This window comes from Conexibacter sp. W3-3-2 (assembly GCF_009707605.1).
GTDB lineage: Bacteria > Actinomycetota > Thermoleophilia > Solirubrobacterales > Solirubrobacteraceae > Paraconexibacter > Paraconexibacter algicola.
In genome coordinates, this window is the sequence record NZ_WLYW01000001.1 from 3598751 (window position 1) to 3619028 (window position 20278).

A 20278-nucleotide genomic window follows, 5' to 3' on the forward strand; every position below is an offset into this window, starting at 1 on the left:
TGAGGACTAGGAGCTGACCTTCTCGGCCGCCGGGGCGGACTGGACGTCCTCCGAGGCGGACTCACGCGGCTTGGGGTCCTTGCGCTCGACCTGCTCGCACGAGCCGTTGGGGTTCTCGGCCGTCGCGTCGGCGATCACGTCGACGTTGTCGAGGAACGCGCGGTCGGTGCCCGCGCCACAGGTGATGCGGTCGACCTCGCCGTCGCGGGTGCGGAAGCGGTCGTTGCCGTTGCCGCCGTCGAGCGTGTCGCCGACCTGGTCGACCTCGCCGCCCGGACCGGGCTTCACGTCGGACCGCGCGAGCGCCCACAGCGTGTCGTTGCCGTCGCCGCCGATGCTCGTGTCGGTCCCGGCGTTGGCGTAGATGACGTCGTCGCCCGCGCCGCCCTCCTGGCGGTCGTCGCCGGTGCCGCCGGCCATCTTGTCGTTGCCCGACTCGCCGAAGGACGTGTCGTTGCCCGAGCCGCCGTACACCCAGTCACGGGAGTCGCCGCCGCGCAGCGTGTCGTCGCCCGAGGCGCCGTAGAGGCGGTCGAACGAGGTGCGGTCACCGGTGTTGTTGGCGTCGCCGGTGATGGTGTCGTTGCCCTTGCCGCCGTTGAGCCAGTCGTTGCCGGGCCCGCCGAACAGCGTGTCGTTGCCGTCGGCCGCGAACACGCGGTCGTTGCCGGAGCCGCCGTTCAGCTTGTCGTCGGCCGCGAAGCCGAAGAGGCGGTCGTTGCCGGCGTTGCCGTTGATCACGTCGGCGGCGTTGGTCCCCCGCAGCCGCTCGTTCCCGGCACCACCGTCGATGTTCGCGGCGAAGGCCGAGGCCGGCACGAGCATGAGGGCGGCGAGGGCGCCGGCGGTGGCCTTGCGGCGGTCGGTGATGAAGTTCATGGTGGGGTCGATCCTCCGGTGGGTCGTTGCGGACTGCGACCGTTATCCCCGACCGGTGACGCTCCGTGGGGTCGCTCTCACGCAACGCTCACGATCCGTGAGGAAACGGTGAGAGATCCGTCGTGCGCGTGCGTGGGGGACGTTCGGCTGCAACCCTTCCGTCATGCCCCGCCGCCCCTCCGTGATCGCCGCGCTGACCGCGGTCCTGCTCGCCTGCACGCCGATCGTCGCCGACGGCGCGAAGCGCACCGGGACGAACGGGCGCGACGTCCTCACGGGCACGAGCAGCGTCGACAAGCTCTACGGGCGCGGCGGCGACGACAAGCTGTACGGGCGCGGGGGCGGAGACACGCTCGACGGCGGGACCGGCAACGACCTGATCCTCGGCGATGCGGGCAACGACACCATCACTGGCGGGGCGGGCAACGACACGCTGATCGGCGGCTCCGGCAACGACCGCATCTTCGGGCAGGCCGGCGTCGACACCGTCTCCGGCGGCAACGGCAACGACGTCATCAACACGGCCGGCGACGGCGCGGCCGACACCGTGACCTGCGGCAAGGGCCGCGACGTCGTCATCGCCGACGCCGCGGATCTGGTCGACGCCGACTGTGAGAGCATCACCCGTCGATGAGCGAGCAGCCCGGCGGGAGCAGCGAGACGGACGGCCGGCCGACCGTCCTGCTCGTCGACGACGACCCGGCGATCCGCCGCGCCGTCTCCGTCGGACTGGAGCTCGAGGGCTTCGCCGTCGTGCCCGCCTCGGGCGGCCGGGCGGCGCTGGCCGCGGTCGGGACCGTCCGGCCGGACGCCATGCTGCTCGACCTCACGATGCCCGACCTCGACGGGCTCGAGGTGCTGCGCCAGCTGCGCGCCGACGGCGAGGAGGTGCCGGTCTGCGTGCTCTCCGCGCGCGACGAGGTCGACGACCGCGTCCTGGGTCTCGAGGCCGGCGCCGACGACTACGTCGTCAAGCCGTTCGCGCTCGAGGAGGTGGTCGCCCGCCTGCACGCGCTCCTGCGACGCCGTCCCGCCTCCCAGCAGCAGCGGGTGACGGTCGGCGACATCGAGCTCGACCCCGCCACGTTCGTCGCCGCCCGCGACGGCCACGACCTCGGGCTCACGCGACGCGAGTTCGAGCTGCTGCACCTGTTCCTGCGCCACCCCGGCGAGGTCCTCGAGCGCAAGGTGCTGCACGAGGAGGTCTGGGGCTACACGTTCGACCCGGGCACGAACGTCGCCGACGTCTTCGTCGGCTACCTGCGCCGCAAGCTCGAGGCGCACGGCGGCGAGCGCGTCCTGCACACGGTGCGCGGCGTCGGCTTCGTCCTGCGCGTCTGAGCGTCGGCCCTCCGCGGTCCGCGACCCCCATGCGCCTGCGCAACCTCCGCAGCCGACTCACGCTCGGGGTCCTGTCCGTCCTGACGGTGGTCTTCGTCATCGGCGGGATCGTCGTCGCCGGCGTCAGCGACCGCTCCGAGCGCAGCGGCGTCGACGACCGGCTGCGCCGGACCGCCGAGCTGTCCGACACGGCGGCGCTCGCGGCGATCGAGGAGGACTCCAGCGACCAGCAGGGCCGGGATCCGCGGCTGAACAACGTCCTGCGCGCGACCGGCAGCTCGCTGGAGGCGACGCTCGGCAGCACGCCGGTCTTCGAGGCGGGGGTGCCGTTCCCGACGCTGAGCGACGCGCCGCTGGGCTTCTCGACCCGCAAGATCGACGGGCGCAACGTGCGGATCTACGTGACGACGCTGCGCGTCGACTCGCTCGGCGGTCTGAGCCGGCTGCAGGCCACGACCAGCCTGCGGCAGGTCGAGCGCCGCCAGCGCGAGCTGCGCGAGCGGCTGCTGCTCACGGGGATCCTGATGCTCGTCGCCGCCGGGATCGGCACCTGGTTCGCGGCCGACGTCGTGCTGCGCCCGCTGCGGCGGCTGCGCCGTGCCACCCGCGACATCGCGGGCGAGGAGGACCTGTCGCGGCGCGTCCCCGAGCAGGACGGCACCGAGGAGCTGCGCGCGCTGGCCCGAGGCTTCAACGACATGCTCGAGCGGCTCGGGCGCTCCGCCGCCGAGCGCAACCGCGCGCTCGAGGCGACCCGCCGCTTCGCCGCCGACGCGGGCCACGAGCTGCGCACGCCGATGACCGCGATCCAGGCGACGCTCTCGACGATCGCCCGCCACCCCGACATGCCCGGCGAGACGCGCCAGTCGATCGCGCAGGACGCCCTGGCCGAGCAGCGGCGCCTGGTCGAGCTGCTCGACGGCCTGCAGGCACTCGCCCGCGGTGACGCGAACCCGGTCGAGCACGCCCCCGTCGATCTCGCCGGACTGATCGCCGACGGCGTGCAGTCCGCGCGCGGCACCCACCTGGGGACCACGATCCAGCACGAGCCGCCGGCGGAGGCCGTGGTCGTCGTCGGCTGGGAGCCGGGCATCCGGCTGATCCTCGACAACCTCGTGCGCAACGCGGTGCGGCACGGCCGTCCCGGCGGGACCGTCCGCGTGACGCTCGAGGGCGGCGCCGCGCCGCGGCTGCTCGTCGAGGACGACGGTCCCGGGGTCGCGCCGGAGGACCGCGAGCGGATCTTCGAGCCGTTCACGCGCGTGGGCGACGAGGTCGACCAGCGGCCCGGGTCCGGCCTCGGGCTCGCGCTCGTCGCCCAGCAGGTCGGCCACCACGACGCGACGATCGCCGTCGACGCGTCGCCCGCGCTCGGCGGGGCGCGCTTCGTCGTGACGTTCTAGCGCACCGGATCCGCGAGCGCGGCCGTGAGCGCCTGCCGCGCCGCGACGATCGCGGGCGCGCTCGAGCCCGGCAGCAGCGGGCCGCGGACCCGCGAGCGGGCGCGGGCGACCTGCCCCTCCTGCAGGTCGGCGAGGACCGCGGCGACGTCGCTGTCGACGTGCTCCAGCCGGTACGGGCGGGTCGCGAGCCCGGCGCCGAGGACGTCCCGCAGCCGGTGCATCTCGGCGCGGACCGTCACCTCGCGCGTGCGGTCGCCGTAGAGCATCTCGGCGAGGTCGGCGCTCGACAGGCCGTCCGGGTTGAGGGCCAGCAGCGCCACGATCTCGCCGTGGCGGCCCGAGAGCCGGTGCTCGCCGTCGGGGGCGCGCAGCGTCACGAACGGCTTGCCGAACACGGTCACCGCGACGCGGGAGCGGGCGGCGCGCGCGTCCTGCGGCGCGGTCAGGAGCAGGCCCTCCCCGAGGTCGTGGAGCGTGCCCGTGCTGCCGTCGGGGAGCACGATCCGTCCGGTGCCGCCCGCGACCTCGAAGCGCTGGTCGCGCCATGCGTCGTGGGTCGCGGCGAGCACCCGCCCGCTCGGGGCGAGCGCCGCCGCCGGGCCGCCGTGGCGCGAGGCGTGCTCGGCGAACAGCCCGAGGATGCGCGTGTGGCGCTCGAGCATCTCGCTGCGCAGCCGCTCCTCCGCGAGCCGGGCGGCGGTCTGCACGAGCGCGAGGTTGTGCGGGTGCCCGGTCCGGTAGCTGCCGGTCACGTCGATCACGCCGAGGATCTCGCCGCTGTCCGGGTCGCGGATCGGGGCGCCCGAGCACTGGAACGCGTGGACGGCGCTGCGGAAGTGCTCGGCGCTGAAGATCTGCACCGGCCGGCCGGCGGCGAGCGCGGTGCCGACCGCGTTGGTGCCCGCGTGGTCCTCCGCCCACGAGTACCCCGGGCTGAACTGGATCGCCTCGGAGGCCCGCAGGACCTCCGGGTGGCCCTCGCTCCAGAGCAGCGTGCCGTCCGCGTCGGAGACGACGAGGATGTGGCGCGCGTCGTGCAGCAGTCCGGCGAGCACGCCGCGCAGGAGGTCGGCGGTCCGCGACAGCGGGTGCTCCTCCCAGCGGCTGCGCGCGTCGGCGGGCTCCACCATCAGCGGCGCCGCGGGCGCGTCGGGCGTCAGCCCGCTGGTGGTGCACCGCTCCCAGGAGTCGGCGACGACGTCGCGCACGATCGACGGCGCCCGGCCGCGCGCGAACGTGGCCTCGTGCGCGCGGCGCAGGAGGTCCGCCCACCGTCGGGGGTCCACTCCGGCCTGGAGGCTCGCGTCGGGATCGTGCACAGGAACTGACCTCCCGGTCAGCGTAGCGCCGCCGCGCGGTCGCCGGACGGGGATGCCACGTCGATGCAACGTCGGCGCGACGGCCGCGCAACAGTCCCGCGGCCGGTTGCGTGGCCGTCGCGGCGGGAGGAACGTCGCGGTCCCCAGCCCCGGCACGGTGCCGGGGCACCCGAGAGGAGAGATCCCACCATGGCCACGACCGCCCCCGCACCCTCCGGCGCCACCACCTTCCGCCCCGGCGGCCGCAAGCTCCTGATCGACGGCGAGTGGGTCGACGCCGCGTCCGGCCGGACCTTCGAGACCCACGACCCGGGCACCGGCGCGCTGCTGGCGACCGTCGCCGAGGGCGACCGCGAGGACGTCGACCGTGCCGTCAGGGCGGCACGCCGGGCGTTCGACAGCGGCCCCTGGTCGCGGCTGTCCCCGTCCGAGCGCGGGCGCATCGTCCACCGCGTCGGCGACCTGATCATGGAGCACGCCGAGGAGCTCGCCGAGCTCGAGTCGCTCGACAACGGCAAGCCCAAGTCGGTCGCGCTCGCCGCCGACGTCCCGCTCGCCGCCGACCTCTTCTGGTACATGGCGGGCTGGGCGACGAAGCTCAAGGGCGGCACGATCACGCCGTCCGTGCCGTACCTGCCGGACGCCGAGTTCCACGCCTACACGACGCGGGAGCCGATCGGTGTCGTCGGGCAGGTCATCCCCTGGAACTTCCCGCTGCTGATGGCCGCCTGGAAGCTCGGGCCGGCGCTCGCCACCGGCTGCACGATCGTCCTCAAGCCCGCCGAGCAGACGCCGCTCAGCGCGCTGCGGCTCGGCGAGCTGCTGCTCGAGGCGGGCGTGCCCGCGGGCGTCGTGAACATCGTCCCCGGCTTCGGGGAGACCGCGGGCGCCGCGCTCGCCGAGCACCCCGACGTCGACAAGATCGCGTTCACCGGCTCGACCGAGGTCGGGAAGATCATCGTGGGCGCGGCGCGCGGCAACCTCAAGCGCGTCTCGCTGGAGCTCGGCGGCAAGTCCCCGAACATCATCTTCAGCGACGCCGACGTGGACGCCGCGATCGCCGGTGCCGCGCAGGGGATCTTCTTCAACCAGGGCGAGGTCTGCTCCGCCGGCTCGCGCCTCTACGTCCAGGAGGACCAGTTCGACCGGGTCGTCGAGGGCCTGTCCGCCGCCGCCTCCGCGATCAAGGTCGGCCACGGCCTCGACCCGGAGACCGAGATGGGCCCGCTCGTCTCGCAGGAGCAGTTCGACCGCGTCACCGGCTACCTCGCCAAGGGCGAGCAGGAGGGCAACCGCGCGGTGACCGGCGGCAAGGCGATCGAGGGTGACGGCTACTTCGTCGAGCCGACCGTCCTCGTCGACGCGCGCCCCGACCACACGATCGTCCGCGAGGAGGTCTTCGGCCCGGTCATCGCCGCGATGCCGTTCAGCGACGTCGACGACCTCGCCCGCCAGGCCAACGACTCCCACTACGGCCTTGCCGCCGGCGTCTGGACCCGCGACATCAGCAAGGCGCACCAGCTCGCCGCGCGGATCAAGGCGGGCACCGTGCACGTCAACACGTACCACGTGTTCAGCGCCGAGCTGCCGTTCGGCGGCTACAAGCAGTCCGGCTGGGGACGCGAGATCGGCGAGGAGGTCCTCGGCGCGTACCTCGAGACGAAGAGCGTGATCGTCTCGCTGTAGGACGCCGCCACCTCGGGGGTCACCGCGCCCGGGACCGGGTACGGTGGCCCCATGGCGTCCGTGGAGGAGACGACGACGCGCACGGCCGGGGCCCGGGGCCTCGAGGCCCGTGCGGTGACCGTGACGGCGGGCGGCCAGACGATCCTGCGCGGCACCTCGATCACCGTCCCGGTCGGGAAGCTCGTCGCGCTGATCGGCCCGAGCGGATCGGGCAAGTCGACGCTGCTGCGCGCGCTCGCGGGCGTGACCGTGCCGACCGCCGGGAGCGTCGACCTCGACGGGCACTCGATCCGGCTGCGGTCCACGGACGTCGGCTACGTCCCGTTCGGGACGCTGCTGCACCCCGAGCTCACCGTGCGGGAGGCCCTGCGCTACGCGGCCGAGCTGCGCCTCCCGGCGGGCACGACCGCCGCCGAGCTCGACGAGCGCGTCGACGAGGTGCTCGCGCAGCTGCAGATGACCGACCGGGCCGACCACCGCGTCGCGACCCTCTCCGACGGGCAGAAGCGCCGCGCGTCCTGCGGCGCCGAGCTCGTCGGCCGGCCGCCCGTGCTGCTGCTGGACGAGCCCGCCACCGGTCTCGACGCGGTGCTCGAGGCGCGGATGATGCGGCTGCTGCGTCGCCTCGCCGACGAGGGCCGCGGCGTCCTCGTCGCCACGCACGCGACGTCCTCGCTGGGGCTCTGCGACCAGGTCGCCGTGATGGCCCCGGGCGGCGAGCTGCGGTTCGTCGGCACCCCGCAGGAGATGCTCACGCGGTTCGGCGTCTCGAGCTACGACGAGGTCTACGAGGCGCTCGACCTCGAGGGCGCCCCGGCGATGGAGGACGAGCCGTTCCCCGACGCGCTGCCCGGCCCGCCGCCCGCGATGGAGCGCAAGCCGTTCCCGCCGCTGGGCCGGCAGACGACGGCCCTCGCCGCCCGCTACGCCACCTGCACCTGGCGCGACCGCCGCTCGCTGGCGATCCTCGTCGGGCAGGCGCCGATCATCGGCCTGGGCATCGGCCTCGCGATGCCGCCGAACGTCTTCGACAACCCGACGCTCGGCCCGTACTACAAGGTCACGATGTGCTTCCTGCTGCTGGTCGGCGCGATCTGGCTGGGGATCATCACCGCCTGCCGCGAGATCGTGAAGGAGCGCGCGATCGTCGACCGCGAGGTGGCGGTCGGGGTGCGCTTCGACGCCTACCTGCTCGCGAAGTGCGCGGTGCTGTTCCCGATGGTCGCCGGGCAGGTGACGCTGCTGCTCGTCGCCGCGATGCTGCTGCAGCCGATCGCCGGCGGCCCCGCCGGGTTCGGGCAGCTGCTCGTCGTCTGCGTCGCCGCGGGCTGGGCGGCGGTGGCGATGGGCCTGTGGCTGTCGGCCGCCGTGCAGAAGCCCGACCAGGCGACGAGCTCGGTCCCGCTGCTGCTGATCCCGCAGCTGCTGTTCGCGGGCGCGGTGATCCCGTACGCGACGATGGTCGCGCCGGTGAAGGCGGTCGCGAACCTCATGATCTCCCGCTGGGCGCTGACCGGCATGGGCAACTCGGTCGGGCTCGACGGGTCGCTGTCCAACGACTTCGGCGCGGTCACCGGCTTCGAGCCGGACTTCTACGCCACCCCGATGGTCGTGACGGTCGGCATCCTCGTGGCGGGCACGCTGCTGATGCTGTCGGCCACGGGCATGACGCTCGACCGCCGGCTCTCGGCGGCGCGCTGACCGCGCCGCCGGGCCGGGACCGCCGTCAGGGCTCGATCAGCACCTTGATCGCCTCGCGCCCGTCCATCGCCGCGTAGCCCGCCGGGACGTCCTCGATCCCGATCGTGCGGTCGAAGACGCGCCCCGGCTGGATCGCTCCCGACAGCACGTCGGGGAGCAGCTCCTCGACGTAGGCGCGGACCGGCGCCATGCCGCCGGCGACCGAGACGTTCTTGGCGAACATCAGCTGGGAGGCCGGGATGTCCCCGGACTGCGGGACGCCGACACGGCCGACGGTGCCGCCCGCGCGGGTGACGCGGATCGCGGTCTGCAGCGAGTCGGCCATGCCGACGCACTCGAGCACCGCGTGGGCGCCGTCGCCGCCGGTGAGCTCGAGCACCTTCGCGGTGCCCGCGCGGCCACGCTCGGCGACGACGTCGGTGGCGCCGAACTCGCGCGCGAGCGACGTGCGGACCTCGTGGCGTCCCATGATCACGATCTGCTCGGCCCCGAGCCGCTTGGCGGCGATGACGCCGCAGAGGCCGACCGCGCCGTCCCCGACGACGACGACCGTGGAGCCGGGGCGCACGCCGGCGGCGACGGCCGCGTGGTGCCCGGTGCCCATCACGTCGGAGAGCGTGAGCAGCGACGGCATCAGCGCGTCGTCCTCGCCGACCGGCAGGACGACGAGCGTGCCGTCGGCCTGCGGGACGCGTACCGCCTCGCCCTGGCCGCCGTCGACGTCGCCGACGCCCCAGAAGCCGCCGTTGCGGCACGAGGTGTGCAGGCCCTCGGCGCAGAAGTCGCAGCGGCCGTCGGAGTACACGAACGGCGCGAGGACGACGTCCCCGGGCTTCACCGTCGTCACCTCGGCGCCGACGTCCTCCACGACGCCGATGAACTCGTGGCCCATCCGCTGCCCGTCGGCGCCGGCGGGCTTGGACTTGTAGGGCCACAGGTCGCTGCCGCAGATGCAGGACCGGGTGACGCGCACGAGGGCGTCGGTCGGCAGGGAGATCGACGCGTCCGGCACGTCCTCGACGCGGACGTCGCCGGCGCCGTACAGCAGGGTGGCTCGCATGTGCGGACCCTACCCGCGCGGTCCGTTCGCGGTTCGTGCTCGATTCCCCGGCCGCAACGTGGCACCATGCCCTGCGTGCCGTCCTACGTGCACGCGATGTTCGGCGCCGTCGGTCTCACGCTCGTCGTCGCGGTCCTCGCGCCCGCGCCCCGCATGCCCGTCAACCGGGCGGCGCGCGCCTGCCGTGTCCTGATGATCTCCGGCGGGCTGCTGTGGATCGCCGCGTTCACGATGCCGGCGTTCGACGTCTGGTACCCCGCGCTCGCGCTGCTCGGCGCGGCGATGGGCACGTGGTTCGGCATGTTCTGGCTCGCGCGACAGCCGTCGCTGTACGACCTGCCGCCGGAGCGCGCCGAGCACTCCGACGACGCCGACGACGACGACCAGGGCGGTGGTGGCGGCGGCGGGCGCGGTCCCGAGCCCGATCCGGGCCCCGAGCCCTCCGGTCCCGACGGGATCGACTGGGACGACTTCGACCGGCAGCGCCGGTCGTGGGAGTCCGACCGGGATCGCACCCCGGTCGGCACGCTCTGAGGCGCCTGCCGCGCCCGACTCATGTGGGACGGCCTGCAGGCCGCCGGCCCGCGGGTGGCGTAACGCGGTGTCTACTGCCCGCGTATACGCTGTGTGTATACTCGCCGTATGTCCATCGCCAAGACCTTCCTCGGGCTGCTCGAAGCGGGCCCGAGTCACGGCTACGACCTCAAGCGCTCCTACGACGAGCGGTTCGGGCACGACAAGCCGCTCGCCTACGGGCAGGTGTACGCCACGCTCGCCCGGCTGCTGAAGAACGGCCTCGTCGCCGTCGACGGCATCGAGCCCGGGGAAGGACCCGAGCGCAAGCGCTACGTCATCACGCAGGAGGGCGTCGCCGACATCGCCGCCTGGCTCGAGCAGCCCGAGCGGCCCGACCTCTACCTGCAGAGCACCCTGTACACGAAGGTCGTCCTCGCGATGCTCACCGGCCGCTCGGCCCGCGAGGTGCTCGACACCCAGCGCGCCGAGCACCTCGCGCTGATGCGCGAGCTCACCCGGCGCAAGCTCGACGGCGACCTCGCCGACCAGCTGATCTGCGACCACGCGATCTTCCACCTCGAAGCCGACCTGAAGTGGCTGGAGCTGACCGCCGACCGCCTTGACGACCTCGCGACGGAGGTCGCACGATGAGCCCGAGCACCGTGTCCCAGGACCCGATCACCACCGCGGCCGGCGGCCGCGCCCCCGACCCGCTGCTTCGTGCCGGCGGCCTGCGCAAGCAGTTCGGGACCACCCTCGCCCTCGACGGCGCCGACTTCGAGATCGCCGCGGGCGAGGTCGTCGCCGTGATGGGCGCCTCCGGCTCCGGCAAGTCGACGCTGCTGCACTGCCTCGCCGGCATCGTGCCGCCCGACACGGGCACGATCAGCTACGACGGCACCGACCTCGTCGCGCTCGGCGACGCCGGCCGCAGCGAACTGCGCCGCACCGCGTTCGGCTTCGTGTTCCAGTTCGGCCAGCTCGTCCCCGAGCTGCGCTGCGTCGAGAACGTCGCGCTGCCGCTGCGCCTGCAGGGCGTCCGGCGCCGCACGGCCGAGCGGCAGGCGCGCGAGTGGATGGAGCGCCTCCAGGTCGCCGACGTCGCCGACCAGACCCCCGGGCAGGTCTCCGGCGGTCAGGGCCAGCGCGTCGCCGTGGCCCGCGCGCTCGTCACCGGCCCGCGGGTCGTCTTCGCCGACGAGCCCACCGGGGCGCTCGACTCGCTCAACGGCGAGCGCGTCATGCAGCTGCTCGTCGCCGCCGCGCGCGACAGCGGCGCCGCGGTCGTGCTCGTCACCCACGAGGCCCGCGTCGCCGCCTACGCGGACCGCGAGATCGTCGTCCGGGACGGGCGGACCGCATGACCGCCCTGCTCCTCGGCGTGCGGCTCGCCCTCGCGGGCGGGCGCCCCTCCGCCGTGCGCGCCGCCATGACCGCGGCGGGGGTCGCGCTCGGCGTCCTCGTCCTGCTCGTCGCCGCCTCGATCCCCACCATGGTCGACGGGCACGACGGCCGCGAGGCCGCCCGCGCCGTGACGCCGAGCCCCGGCCCGGCGACCGCGACCTCCACGCTCGTCACCGCCGCGGACACGACCTTCCGCGACGAGGACATCGGCGGCCTGCTCGTGCAGGCCGAGGGCGGCCGTCCCGCCACGCCGCCCGGCGTGCGCCGGCTCCCCGGCCCCGGTGACCTCGTCGTGTCCCCGGCGCTGCGCGACCTCCTCGCCCGCCCGGACGCCGCGCTCCTGCGCGAGCGCCTGCGCGGCCGCATCGTCGGCACGATCGGCGACGCCGGGCTGACCGGCCCGGGTGAGCTGTTCTTCTACGCCGGGACCGACCGGCTCTCCGCCGCCGACGGCGACCGCGTCACCCGTTTCGGCGGTGGCGTCGCGCCCGACCCCCTGCCCGGGTTCCTCACCTTCCTGATCGCGGTCGCCGTCGTCGTCCTGCTGCTGCCGATCGGCGCGTTCATCGCGACCGCCGTGCGGTTCGGCGGCGAGGACCGCGACCGGCGCCTCGCCGCCCTGCGCCTGGTCGGCGCCGACCGCGCGATGGCCGCGCGGGTCGCCACGGGCGAGACGCTCGTCGGCGCCCTCGGCGGCCTGCTCGTCGGGGTCGGGCTGTTCGCGCTCGCCCGGCCGCTCGCCGGCGGGATCGAGCTGTTCGGGGTCAGTGTCTTCCCGGCCGACGTGCGGCCCGACGCCACCCTCGCGGCGCTCGTCGTCCTCGCCATCCCGCTCGCCGCGATCGTCTCCTCGCTGGCCGCGCTGCGCTCCGTCGTCATCGAGCCGCTCGGCGTCGTGCGGCGCAGCGCCACCGCACCGCGCCGCCTCGGCTGGCGCCTGCTGCCCGCGGTGATCGGCGCCTGGATGCTGTGGGGCATGCGCGGCGACCTGCTGCGCACCGACCAGGAGTTCGACGCCCACCGCGCCGGGGTCGCCGTGCTGCTCGTCCTCGTCGGGATGACCGCGGTGCTGCCCTGGGTCGTCGAGGCGAGCGTCCGCCGGCTCGGCGGTGGCGGCCTGCCGTGGCAGCTCGCCGTCCGCCGGATCCAGATGGACGGCGGCACCGCCGCGCGCGTCGTCAGCGGCGTCGCCGTTGCCGTCGCCGGGGCGATCGCGCTGCAGACGCTCTTCACCGCCGCCGAGCGCGTCTCCACGCTGCCCAACCCGCAGAGCAGCGCCCGCGCGAACGTCGCGATCTACCCCGTCTACCCCGGGGACGCCGCGATGCCGCAGCGGAGCGTCGCCGCGCTACGGGCGATCCCGGGGCTGCAGGAGGTCAGCAGCGTGCGGCTCGCCCCCGCCCAGCGGGTCGGGGCCGACGAAGGGGCCGAGATCATCGTCGGCGACTGCGACTCGCTACGCGCCTACGGACGCATCGGGCGCTGCCGGGACGGCGACACGTTCCTGACCGGGCGGACCGCCGCCGCACCGGCCCGCACGTTCGAGCTCGGTGGGGAGGGCGCCGCCCCGAGCCGCTGGCGGATCCCCGCCGGCGCCCGCCGCGTCGAGCCCGCTCCCGGCCCGACCGGCGGCGCGCTCACCGGCATCCTCGCGACGCCACGCGCGCTCGCCGGGATCCGCCTGCCGGGCGCGGAGGAGGAGGTCTACGCGACCGTCGCCCCCGGGGTCGGCGGCGACACGATCGAGCGGATGCGCAACGTCGTCGCCGACGGGGCGCTGCGCAGCGACGTGTTCCGCACCGACGACCCGATCGAGCTCGGTGCGTTCACGAGCGTGCGGCGCGCGATCTTCGCGGGCACCGCGCTCGTGCTGCTGCTGCTCGGCGCCAGCCTGCTCGTCGGTGGCCTCGAGCAGCTGCGCGAGCGGCGCCGGCCGCTGGCCGTGCTCGCCGCGTTCGGCACGCGGCGCCGGGTGCTCGCCTGGTCGGTGCTGCTGCAGGCCGCGGTGCCCGTCACGCTGGGTCTCGCCGTCGCGGTCGGCACCGGCATCGGGCTGGGCTGGATGCTGCTGCGCGTCGGCGGTGCCTCGTTCGTCATGGACTGGGGCGCGGTCGCCGGGATGACCGGGATCGGCGCGGCCGTCGTGCTGCTCGTCACCGCGCTGACGCTGCCTGCCCTGCTGCGCCTCACCGCGCCGTCCGGGCTGCGGACGGAGTAGTCCGGGTCAGTCGAGCTGGAGCAGCAGGTCGTCCAGGTGGTCGGCGAGCCCGACCTCCTGGGCGCCGCGGCCGACCGCCACGTCCGTCGAGGCGGCGTGCACGTGCCGGTCGGGTGGCCACAGCGCCGCGAGCAGCAGGTCGTGCGCGAGCCCGGCCGCGTCGGTCGCCGTGGCGGCCTGCAGCTCGACGATCCACACCGGCGTGCCGGTCGGGTCCTCGCGGACGTGCACCGCGGTCACGTCCCCGTGCGCGGCGACCTCGCGCGCCACGAGCTCCGGGTCCGCGCCGTGCGCGAGGTCCGGGTCGTGGACCGCGAAGTACCAGTCGTGCACGTCGTCGTCGGCGTCCGCCGCCCGCTCCTGCGCGAACCGCGCGTGCGCCGCAGCGACCGTCGAGCGGGCCTGCGCCGCCGCCTCGCCCCGGAACCGCGGGTACGCCGCGACGTCCTCCACGCCCGCGGTCAGCCGCCCGCCCACCTCGACGACGATCCGCGGGCAGCGCTCCGCCGCCCAGAGGATCGCGTCGTCGAGGTCGGCGAACTCGCCGGTGTCCTGCGCCCCGGTCGCGTGCACGCCCGCCACGCCCGCGGGCTCCAGGCTCCCGGCGAGCACGGGCGGTGACCCGATGCCGCGGGTGCGCAGGCGGATCCAGGCGGTCGCGGGCACCGGCGGTCCGTCCTACGAGGCCGCGGGCTCGGCGGTCGCGGGCGCGCGCTCGGGCGCCGGCACGAACGTGTACTCGGCCGGGTCGAGCACCGCGGTCCGCTGCGTGTACTCGCCCATGTACCCCGGCCAGTTCGTGACGATCCGGCCCGACTCGTTGCGGTACCAGGAGTCGCACTGCGTCCACGCCGTCCCCGCGAAGCGCGCCTGCAGCTCGCGGTCGGAGGCCGCCTCGACCTCCGGGCGGACCTCGATCGCGGCCGCGTCCGCGCGCCCGCGGACGTGCTGGAGCGCCTGCCGGATGTACGCGGCCTGCGCCTCCAGGTAGACGATGATCGAGCCGCCCGACGTGTTCGTGTTCGGCCCGTACATGAGGAACATCGACGGGAAGCCGGGCACCGTCACGCCCAGGTGGGCGTGCGGGCCGTCCGCCCACGCGTCGGTGAGCGCCACCCCGTCACGACCGGTGACGGTCATGGGGAGCATGAAGTCCGTGGTGCGGAAGCCGGTCCCGTAGATGATCACGTCGACCTCGCGCTCGAGGCCGTCGGCGGTGACGACGCCGCGCGGCGTGATCGCCGTGATCGCGTCGGTCACCAGCTCCACGTTCGGGCGCTGCAGCGCCGGCAGCCACTTCGAGCTGAACAGGACCCGCTTGCAGCCGAACGTGTAGTCCGGCCACGCCTTGCGCCGCACCTCCGGGTCGCGCAGCTGCCAGCGCATGAACGCGGTCGCGCGCAGCCGGCCGAGGCGGCCGAGCGTGCGCGGGTTGCGGATCATCGCGGTCAGCGACTCGCCGTAGTGGTAGATGAACCGGCGCCGGAAGGCCTGCAGGCCGGGGGTGTGCCGGATCAGCGCGCGGACGAGCGCCGGGTAGGGCCGGTTGCGGCGCGGCATGAACCAGTTGCCCGACCGCTGGAAGACGTGCAGCCGCCCGACCTCCTTGGCGATCTCGGGCACGAACTGCACGGCGCTGGCGCCCGTGCCGACGACCGCGACGCGGCGTCCGGCGAGCGGCACGTCGTGGTTCCACTCCGCGGAGTGGAAGGCGTCGCCCTCGAACTGCTCGAGGCCGGGGATGCGCGGGTAGGCCAGGCGGTGCAGCTGGCCCGTCGCGATGACGACCGCGTCGGCCTCCCAGGTGCGGCCGTCGGTCGCGGTGACGGTCCACTGGACGTTCGTGTCGCTCCACGTGCACGACGCGACCTCGACACCGGTCTCCGTGCGGCCGGTGACGCCGTGCTCGGCGGCGACGCCCTGGAGGTAGTCGAGGATCTGCGCCTGCGGGGAGCAGAGGTGCGACCAGTCGGTGCGGGTCGCGAACGAGTACGAGTACAGGTGGCTGGGCACGTCGCACGCCGCGCCCGGATAGGTGTTGTGGAACCACGTGCCCCCGACCTGCTCGCCGCGCTCCAGCAGCGTGATGTCGCGGAAGCCGTGCTGCTGCAGCTCGATCGCGCAGCCGATCCCGCCGAATCCGGCGCCGACGATGACGACCCTCGTCCCCGAACGTGACATGCGCGTCATCTTCGCAGAGGACGCGGCCCGGGCGAGGCGGCGCGACCGCTAGCCTCCGGCACGATGCCGCCGGGCCCCGCGACCGCCGACCGCAGCGACGCCCTCGACGGCATCCGCGCGCTCGCCGCCCTGTCGGTCCTCGCCTTCCACGTCTGGCTCTACCGCGACGACCGGCCCCGCGGGTTCGCCGACCGCGACCTCCTGGACCGGGTCCTGTTCGAGGCCAACGCCGGGCTGATCGCGTTCTTCGTCCTGTCCGGCTACCTCCTCTACCGGGGGTTCGCGCGCGCCGCGGTGACCGGGGCGGCGCCCCCGTCGGTGCGCGGCTACGCGGTGCGCCGCGCCGCGCGCATCCTGCCCGCCTACTACGTGTGCGGCGCGGTCGTCTTCCTCCTCTACGCGACCGTCGGGCCGACGACGATCCAGCCCGAGCTGCACGAGCTGCCGCTGTTCGCGGTCTTCGCGCAGAACTACTCGCTCGACACGCTCATGCAGCTGAACCCCGTGCTGTGGACGCTGACGATCGAGATGGCGTTCTACGTCGCGCTGCCGCTGATCGCGCTCGCGGGCCTCGCGCTCGGCCCGCGACGCACCGCCTGGCACGCCGGGGTGCTGCTCGCGCTCGTCGGCGTGACGCTCGCCTGGTACTACGCGGACTACCGCGGCGACTGGGGCGAGATCCCGCGCAAGACGCTCCCCGCCTACATCGGGCACTTCGCGCTCGGCATGCTCGTCGCGCTGTGGCTCGAGCACCGGCGCGCGCGGCGCGACGGGGCGCGCCTCACCCCGGCCGTGACCGCCGCGCTCAGCGTCGTCGGCTGGCTGCTCGTGGTCGCCGAGGGCTACTGGCACGAGACCGAGCCCAGCGGCGGCCTCGCGCGGGCGCTGTTCTCGACGCTCATGGTCGCGCTCGGCTTCGCGCTCGTCGTCGCGGCCGCCGCCGGGGGGAGCGGCCCGTCGGTCGAGTGGCTGCGCGCACGCTGGCTCGCCCGCACGGGCCTGATCTCCTACGGCCTGTACCTCTGGCACCTGCCGCTGCTGCTCGTGCTGCGCGACAACGGCCTGCTCCCCGAGGCGCTGTGGCCGCGCATGCTCGTGGTCCTCGCGGTGTCGCTGCTGGCGGCCGAGGCGACCTGGCGCTGGGTCGAGCGTCCCGCGATCGACTGGGCGGCGCGCCGACGCGCGGGACGGGCAGGCTCCTTCACACGGTCGAAACAGGTCGCCGCCGAAATTTCCTAGAGTTGGCGGGAATGGCACTCCGCAGCCGCCGGGGCGCGCTCGCGCTCGTCGCCCTCGGTCTGGGGTGGGCGCTCGTCATGCAGTCGCTCGGCTGGGCCCAGACGTCGTACTACGCGTTCGTCAAGGCGCTCGGCGCCGGGACGACGAAGATCGACGCCTACCACTGGGAGACGCGCGACAAGTCGTACATCGACGGGCATTTCTACTCGGTGAAGGCGCCCGGGCTGCCGCTGCTCCTCACGCCGGTGAGCGAGGTCCTCGACGCCGCCGGCGGGCGCACCGTCGCCGCGGACGCCGCGAAGCGCGCGAAGGAGGGCGGCGCCGCGCAGTGGTCCTACCGGGCGCTGAACGTGCACGCCTACGGCTACGACCGCGCCAACGCGATCGCCACGAAGAGCCGCCTCGAGCGACAGGCGCCGCTGGTCTGGGCGCTCGGCCTCGTCGGCACGGTGATCCCGGCGCTGCTGCTGCTCGTGCTCGTGCGACGACGCGTCGAACGGGTGGAGCCCGGCCTCGGGGCGCTCACCGCGGTGACGCTCGGCGGCGCGACGCTGATCATGCCGTTCGCCGTGAACCTCTTCGGCCACGTGCTCGCGACGCTGCTCGCGTTCGCCGCCTTCGCCCTGGCCTGGCACGAGCGCGAACGCCCCACACCGCGGCTCGTGCTCCTCGCCCTCGCGGGCCTCCTCTCCGGGCTCGCCGTCACGACCGAGTACCCGCTCGCCATCGCCGGCGCGATCGTCGGCCTGTACGCGATGCTGCGGCCCGACGCGATCACCGCCGGGCCGCGCGCGCTCGCCGCACGCGCCGGCACCTACGCGACCGGCGTGATCCTCGGCGTGGTGCCGCTGTTCGTCTACAACCTCGTCGCGTTCGGCTCGATCACCACGCTCTCCTACAAGAACGCGGTCAACGAGCAGGGCCGCACCGGGCACGAGACGCTCGGGCTCAACGACGGCGGCTTCTTCGGCATCGGCGTGCCCGCCCCGCGGCAGGCGCTCGACCTGCTGATCTCGCCGCGCGGCGTGCTCGTGCTCATCCCGATCATCGTCATGGCCTGCGTCGGCACCTGGCTGCTGTACCGCCGCGGCCGCCGCGCCGAGGCGTCGGTCATCGGCGCGATCGCCGCCGCCTACTACCTCTACGACACCGGCTACTGGCTGCCGATGGGCGGCGGCTCGCCCGGCCCGCGGTTCCTCATCCCGATGCTGCCGTTCCTCGCCGTCGGGCTCGCCTGCGCGTGGCGCCGCTACCCGGGTCCGACGCTCGCGCTCGCCGTCCCGAGCGCGGTGACGATGGTCGTCGCCACGATCACGATGCCGCTCATCGGCCCCGGCGGGACCGCGACCTGGATGGACCGGCTGGAGATCGCGAACTTCCAGCACACGTTCCTCAGCGTGCTCGGCCTCGACAACGGCTGGGTCGCCATCGCGCCCGTGCTGCTGCTGTTCGGTGCGGCCGCCGTGCTCGCCGCGCGCTCCGCGCCGCGCCTGGCGCTGCTGCGCGGGCAGGCGCGGCCGGCGGCGCTGACGCTGCTGGCCTGGGGCGTCCTCGCCGGGCTCGTCGCGCCCGCCTACGGCGAGGAGGAGATCTCCGGGGCGATCGTCGGCCCGACCGGCAAGATCATCCACACCGCCCACCAGTCGCTCGTCGTGGCCGCCGTGCTCGTCGCGGCGCTCGTCCTGCTCGTGACGATCCGCCGTTCAGCGGACGCGGTAGACGACGAGGTCCCCACGGACGCGGCGCTCGAGACCCAGGCCCGTGAGCGGGCGCGCACGCCACGCCTGCCATGGCGTCCCGGCGAGCCGATCGGCGTGCAGCACCACCGACCGGACCCCGAGACGGCGTAGCGCCGCCACCGACCGGGCGTCCGGGAAGCCGTCCATGCGGGCCAGCAGCCGCGTCGTGCGCTGCGGCTGGATGCTGCTGCGCCCGTTGACCATCGGGGCGAACCCGTCGGTCGACCACAGCAGGTACTCGCGGTTGTCCTGGGCCCCGACCGGCAGTTGCAGCAGCGGCCCGGGCACGTCCGCCAGGCCGGCCGGTGCGGGCGGCGCGGTCGGGTGCGGGTAGGCGCGGCCGGGCGCGAAGCCCGCGCCCTCCGCGAGCACGACCGCGGCGAGCGCCAGCGCCAGCGCGGTCCGCGCCCGGGCGGCGGTGACGCGGGCCAGCAGCGCCGCCGTCCCGCCCGCCGCGAGCAGCGCCAGCAGCAGCGACGTGAACGTGTTCATCCGCTGCGGCACGCGGATCCCGGAGAAGCCGGGCACCAGCTCGTAGAGCAGCCGGTAGGGGAGCAGCTGCCCGAGCCCCGAGGTCTCGAAGCCGAGCGACAGCACCGCGAAGAGCCCGGTGCCCGCGACGAGCGCGCGTCGCAGCCGCCGCGACCAGCCCGCCCACAGCGCGCCGAGGACCGCGAGCGCGACCGCCGCCAGGCCGGGGAACAGGGTCTGCTCGGCGACCGCGGGGAGGTCCTCGCGGGCGCCCGCGCCCGCCGGACCCCACAGCGGGTTCAGCGACGAGCTGACGAGGAACTGCTTCGGGCCGACGCTGTAGGTGGCGAGGGTCTCGGCGCTGCGCTGCGCCGCGGGCTCCCCGTCGCGCACCCGCAGGTACGGCCGCCCGATCACCGCGCTGACGACGAGCACGAGGACGACCCCGAGCGCGGTCGCGCGAACGAGCGTCCGGCCGGGCCGCGGCCGGGCGTCCGGGGCGGTCCGCCACCAGGCGACCGCGAGCACCGCCGCGCCGCCCGCGAGGACGACGAGGAACGGCAGCCCGAGGCTGAAGCCGATCGACACCTGCCACGCCACGGTCGCCCAGCCCGCCACCACCATCCGCGGCCGCCGCGCGCGGTAGCCGCGCAGCAGCAGCATCAGGGCGAGCGGGATCCCACCGCTGGAGAGGATGTGCAGGTGCCCGCCCTGCTCCAGCCGCCATGGGGCGTAGGCGAAGACCGCGCCGGCGACCACCGCCCCCGCGACCGGGGCGCCGAGCTCCCGCGCCAGCAGGTACGCCCCGGCGAACGCGAGCGCGGTCGCGAGCAGGAACAGCAGCGCGTACCGCGTCAGGGCCGCCTCGACCCCGTCCCCGGGAACGGCGAGCGGCGCGTACCCGACGAGGGCGTCCGACAGGGCCAGCGTGTCCCGCATCGGCCAGAACTGGTTGCTCTGGAAGAACGCGCCCGGCTGCTCCACCAGCGCATGGCCGCCCCAGGCCAGCTGCCAGGCCTGCGAGAGCGGGTCGCCGAGGTCCTTCGGGACGTCGCTGCCGAGGTGCAGCACCAGCGGCCAGAACATCGCGACCGCCAGGAGCGCCGAGCCGACGGCGAGCA

At 74.8% G+C, this 20278-nt stretch carries 16 protein-coding genes; 11 read left to right on the plus strand and 5 right to left on the minus strand.

Features of this window, described 5'->3' with window-relative positions:
* Window positions 1-6: 6 nt before the first annotated feature.
* Window positions 7-879, minus strand: a complete 873-nt coding sequence (locus GKE82_RS17400) for a calcium-binding protein (protein ID WP_154734160.1) — start codon at window positions 877-879, stop codon at window positions 7-9.
* Between the two features lie 163 nt (window positions 880-1042).
* Here GKE82_RS17400 and GKE82_RS17405 point away from each other — a divergent pair, with 163 nt between their 5' ends.
* Genes GKE82_RS17405 through GKE82_RS17415 form a run of 3 tightly spaced genes read left to right on the plus strand, consistent with a single transcriptional unit; the run spans window position 1043 to window position 3623 of the window.
* Entirely contained in the window at window positions 1043-1513 is a 471-nt protein-coding gene (locus GKE82_RS17405) for a calcium-binding protein (protein ID WP_154734161.1), read from the plus strand.
* A complete protein-coding gene (locus tag GKE82_RS17410; RefSeq protein WP_107568320.1) occupies window positions 1510-2220 on the plus strand; it encodes a response regulator transcription factor in 711 nt (236 codons plus the stop codon). Before GKE82_RS17405 ends, GKE82_RS17410 begins: the two co-directional genes overlap by 4 nt.
* A gap of 29 nt (window positions 2221-2249) precedes the next feature.
* Complete coding sequence (locus GKE82_RS17415) at window positions 2250-3623, plus strand: cell wall metabolism sensor histidine kinase WalK (RefSeq protein ID WP_154734162.1); 1374 nt, start codon at window positions 2250-2252, stop codon at window positions 3621-3623.
* Here the strand turns inward: GKE82_RS17415 and GKE82_RS17420 are convergent.
* Entirely contained in the window at window positions 3620-4909 is a 1290-nt protein-coding gene (locus GKE82_RS17420; RefSeq protein WP_196189282.1) for a helix-turn-helix domain-containing protein, read from the minus strand. The genes GKE82_RS17415 and GKE82_RS17420 overlap by 4 nt on opposite strands.
* Before the next feature lie 222 nt (window positions 4910-5131).
* On the opposite strand from GKE82_RS17420, the gene GKE82_RS17425 reads away from it, so the two are divergent.
* Together GKE82_RS17425 and GKE82_RS17430 are read left to right on the plus strand one after the other, a co-directional pair.
* Complete coding sequence (locus tag GKE82_RS17425; protein WP_154734164.1) at window positions 5132-6628, plus strand: aldehyde dehydrogenase family protein; 1497 nt, start codon at window positions 5132-5134, stop codon at window positions 6626-6628.
* A gap of 51 nt (window positions 6629-6679) precedes the next feature.
* Window positions 6680-8329: an ATP-binding cassette domain-containing protein gene (locus GKE82_RS17430; protein ID WP_154734165.1), complete on the plus strand. Its 1650-nt coding sequence runs from the start codon at window positions 6680-6682 to the stop codon at window positions 8327-8329.
* 25 nt (window positions 8330-8354) lie between these two features.
* Here the strand turns inward: GKE82_RS17430 and GKE82_RS17435 are convergent, their stop codons facing one another.
* Entirely contained in the window at window positions 8355-9389 is a 1035-nt protein-coding gene (locus tag GKE82_RS17435; protein ID WP_154734166.1) for a zinc-binding dehydrogenase, read from the minus strand.
* A gap of 75 nt (window positions 9390-9464) precedes the next feature.
* On the opposite strand from GKE82_RS17435, the gene GKE82_RS17440 reads away from it, so the two are divergent.
* From GKE82_RS17440 to GKE82_RS17455, 4 genes are all read left to right on the plus strand, one after another.
* Window positions 9465-9923: a sulfite exporter TauE/SafE family protein gene (locus GKE82_RS17440; protein WP_107568326.1), complete on the plus strand. Its 459-nt coding sequence runs from the start codon at window positions 9465-9467 to the stop codon at window positions 9921-9923.
* A 108-nt stretch (window positions 9924-10031) separates the two neighbouring features.
* The gene (locus tag GKE82_RS17445) at window positions 10032-10556 is read left to right on the plus strand and encodes a PadR family transcriptional regulator (RefSeq protein ID WP_154734167.1); all 525 of its coding nucleotides are present in this window, start codon (window positions 10032-10034) and stop codon (window positions 10554-10556) included.
* Window positions 10553-11269 carry an ABC transporter ATP-binding protein gene (locus GKE82_RS17450; protein ID WP_154734168.1) on the plus strand — a complete coding sequence of 239 codons (717 nt, stop codon included), beginning with the start codon at window positions 10553-10555 and terminating at the stop codon, window positions 11267-11269. The genes GKE82_RS17445 and GKE82_RS17450 overlap by 4 nt, the downstream gene beginning before the upstream one ends.
* The gene (locus GKE82_RS17455; RefSeq protein ID WP_154734169.1) at window positions 11266-13527 is read left to right on the plus strand and encodes an ABC transporter permease; all 2262 of its coding nucleotides are present in this window, start codon (window positions 11266-11268) and stop codon (window positions 13525-13527) included. The genes GKE82_RS17450 and GKE82_RS17455 overlap by 4 nt, the downstream gene beginning before the upstream one ends.
* A 6-nt stretch (window positions 13528-13533) precedes the next feature.
* Here GKE82_RS17455 and GKE82_RS17460 read toward each other — a convergent pair whose 3' ends face one another.
* On the minus strand, window positions 13534-14193 hold the full coding sequence (locus tag GKE82_RS17460) for a hypothetical protein (protein WP_107568330.1): 660 nt from the start codon (window positions 14191-14193) through the stop codon (window positions 13534-13536).
* Between the two features lie 12 nt (window positions 14194-14205).
* Window positions 14206-15708 (minus strand): NAD(P)/FAD-dependent oxidoreductase, encoded by a 1503-nt coding sequence (locus GKE82_RS17465; protein WP_154734170.1) that lies wholly within the window; start codon window positions 15706-15708, stop codon window positions 14206-14208.
* Between the two features lie 63 nt (window positions 15709-15771).
* Between GKE82_RS17465 and GKE82_RS17470 the strand changes: the two genes are divergently transcribed.
* Entirely contained in the window at window positions 15772-16947 is a 1176-nt protein-coding gene (locus GKE82_RS17470; protein ID WP_154734171.1) for an acyltransferase, read from the plus strand.
* A gap of 11 nt (window positions 16948-16958) precedes the next feature.
* The gene (locus GKE82_RS17475) at window positions 16959-18797 is read left to right on the plus strand and encodes a hypothetical protein (protein ID WP_154734172.1); all 1839 of its coding nucleotides are present in this window, start codon (window positions 16959-16961) and stop codon (window positions 18795-18797) included.
* Window positions 18798-20278: the final 1481 nt, after the last annotated feature.